Origin of the sequence: Colwellia sp. BRX9-1 (assembly GCF_014077195.1) — a bacterium.
Taxonomy (GTDB): domain Bacteria; phylum Pseudomonadota; class Gammaproteobacteria; order Enterobacterales; family Alteromonadaceae; genus Colwellia_A.
This window is the reverse complement of the sequence record NZ_JACGVM010000045.1, coordinates 1-2,746: the sequence shown is the minus strand read 5'-3', so window position 1 is coordinate 2,746 and position 2,746 is coordinate 1. Positions and strand designations below refer to the sequence as shown.

4 protein-coding genes are annotated in these 2,746 nt (G+C 32.4%); all 4 read right to left on the bottom strand.

Translation table 11 applies throughout. The features are described from left to right. Positions 1 to 557: 557 nt before the first annotated feature. On the bottom strand, positions 558 to 1,118 hold the full coding sequence (locus tag H4J76_RS19345; protein WP_182231124.1) for a hypothetical protein: 561 nt from the start codon (positions 1,116 to 1,118) through the stop codon (positions 558 to 560). A 115-nt stretch (positions 1,119 to 1,233) separates the two neighbouring features. Then, a complete protein-coding gene (locus H4J76_RS19340; RefSeq protein ID WP_182231123.1) occupies positions 1,234 to 1,524 on the bottom strand; it encodes a hypothetical protein in 291 nt (96 codons plus the stop codon). Beyond that, positions 1,521 to 1,712 carry a hypothetical protein gene (locus tag H4J76_RS19335; protein ID WP_182223015.1) on the bottom strand — a complete coding sequence of 64 codons (192 nt, stop codon included), beginning with the start codon at positions 1,710 to 1,712 and terminating at the stop codon, positions 1,521 to 1,523. Before H4J76_RS19335 ends, H4J76_RS19340 begins: the two co-directional genes overlap by 4 nt. Positions 1,713 to 1,837: 125 nt before the next feature. Further along, positions 1,838 to 2,545 (bottom strand): hypothetical protein, encoded by a 708-nt coding sequence (locus H4J76_RS19330; protein ID WP_182217113.1) that lies wholly within the window; start codon positions 2,543 to 2,545, stop codon positions 1,838 to 1,840. Positions 2,546 to 2,746: the final 201 nt, after the last annotated feature.

Sequence of the window (2,746 nt, the reverse complement as noted above, 5' to 3'; positions counted from 1 at the left end):
ACGAAATTACTTGCTTCATTCTATGCGTTAACTCACTTAATACTAAAAGTGAATACAATGGTTCTGAAATTAATGAACAAGGATCAGTGTATTTAACTTGACGTGGGGAGTCATACCAACGCCACATTAAGCGGCAAAAAATTGTTGGCTAAAATGTTGAACGAAGTGAAAACAGCCAACTGTTTTTTGTCCGTTTGAATGCCTTGTTATGCGGTTTTTACATTACCACAAACCGTACAATTTATATAAATATTAGTAACATAAAATGCACGTTTAAAAAAATCACAGCATTGCGACACACTAAACCGTGAATTTTGAGCCACTAATGAAAAGTGAATGTACCACTTACCTGCTTTGGCGAAAAACTATTTAACCAAAAACTGAAATAGATTTAATTATGCGTAAATAACCAAGATAAAGAAAAGGCAATTACCACAATTACATTTAATCGAATTCGCAATGCCGCATAACGCCACATTAAGCGGCTAAAAATTGTTGGTTAAAATGTTGAACGGAGTGAAAACAACCAACTGTTTTTTGTCCGTTTGAATGCCTTGTTAGCACGATTTAACACCAACAATAATATTTATGAAACTTTTAATATCTTGAGTTGTATGTTCTGGCCACTCACTAAATAAACTTAAACCTCCGTGTTTATACATTTGATCTATGAGTTGATGTAATTCATTAAAATATTTAATATCTTCACCATATTCAAATGTACCAAACCTGATGCCTAATTGATTATCTGAAGCATCGTTATGCGCAATAGTTTTATTTCTGGCATGTTTCATAGATTTAATAAACGGCCAGTTATCTTTTCTAAACTTTTCAAATGCGGCAAGTAATAATTTATTATCAGGCATTTTATTAATTACGTACTTAATAGTGTGATTATTAAAGTCACCTATTTTCTCTTGATCATGGAGTTTTGAAATTTGAAGAAAAGAATACTCTTTCAAAATTATGGTAAGCATATTGTCAATTTCATGCCAGTTTTCTAATTTTTTCTCATTACAATATTGAGCAGAAAAATTAAAACATTCCCAACACCAAATACAATGATCACCAAGTTGAATTAATTCAGCCTTGTCTGGATATTTATGAATTAACTCCATGCTCGCTCCATCGTGCTAACGCCCAATTAACGGGCTAAAAATTGTGGGCTAAAATGGAGCGAAGCGAACAGCCCACTGTTTTTAGTCCTGTTAAATTGCTTGTTATACGTAAACACTACCCAAGCATCTCTTCTTTAGCTTTAATAATGAATTGCGCTATTACTAAATCATGTTGTGGGTTTGAAGCTAGTCCCATGTTTTGGATGATTGATGAAGATAGTGAGTTTGAAATTTTTACAGCATCAGCGCCATTAATTGCCAATTTAAAAGTATGAGGAACATAGCTATCGTATTCATCATTCCATTCGTTTTCACCATCATTAACACCGATAGGATCCCATTCCTCCCAAAGGATTCTTACAACTTCTTTATAGAAACGCTTTTGCTTCGAGCTTAATTGATTCATCTGTTTTTAAAATTGTTAAGTAATTTAATTAGTTTGCTATCTTCTATTGAATATAACTCGGAGCATGGGTCATCAGGAGCGATAGCATTTATCAGTAATTGAGTTAAACGCATATCTGGGTTTTGAGCCCAAGCCTCTTTTATGGCTTGAATAACATCATCTTCGATAAACGGTTCTTTCTCAGACATACTCAGAATACTCCTTTACGTATAACGCCCCATTAAGAGGCTTTTAATTATTGGTTAAAATGTGAAGCGAAGCGGAACCTAACCAACAGTTAAAAGTCCTGCTTGAATGGCTTGTTATGTACATTTTATTGACCCGAAAAATCTCTATGAACTGTTACGACTATTTGTCCATCAGTAACTACTGGATTAAAATTAATGCTATCATTTTTATCATACCAACTTTGTTCTTGAATAACTTTTGAAAGCATTGCGCCTAAATACATACTATTAGACTCATCTGCTGTCATTTTTAATTTACACGCTGTAGTTTTACAAGAAAGGGACTGTATATCAAATCCATACTTGTCATCATTCTGAACTAATTCTCTAACATTTTGTTCGTATTCATAAGCCCATTCATGGTCAACTTCTTCTTGTTCAAACTCTTCATCAACATCTTGGCGAGAGTCATAATTACTTTCATCAATAATTTTTTTTGAAAAAGCCTGTAAATTCACCATCTCATCCTCAGATAGAGATTCTTCTTTTACTAAAACATCAATAGCTTCGACTTTCTCAGAATCCTTTAAATCAGTTTTTGCTACGATTAGCATTCCTTTAAATAGAAGAAATTCATTCTGCAGATTACTGAGAAGTATATTTGACTGCTCTAATTTAATTGAGTTTTTTTTATTTAATTTTTTCAAATCATTGATTATTAAATTCAATTCGTTTTTTTCTTTTTCCAGTAATTTAACAGTAACTTTTTCTGACATTAAATCATTGTACAAATATCCACCTAAGCAAACTAAAGTACTTATAATTACTGCATATACAACATTAAGCTTTTCCATTAAACATCCTTATTAAATTTAGTATGATCAGATATCTTGTCACATTCACTATCAAGTGACTCATACGATATGTACATAACGCCCATATTAAGCGGCAAATAATAGTTGGCTAAAATAGTGAGGAACGAACGACAGCCAACTGTTATTTGTCCGTTTGAATTGCTTGTTAGGTGAAGTATTTCTGTAAATACAAAACCTTAA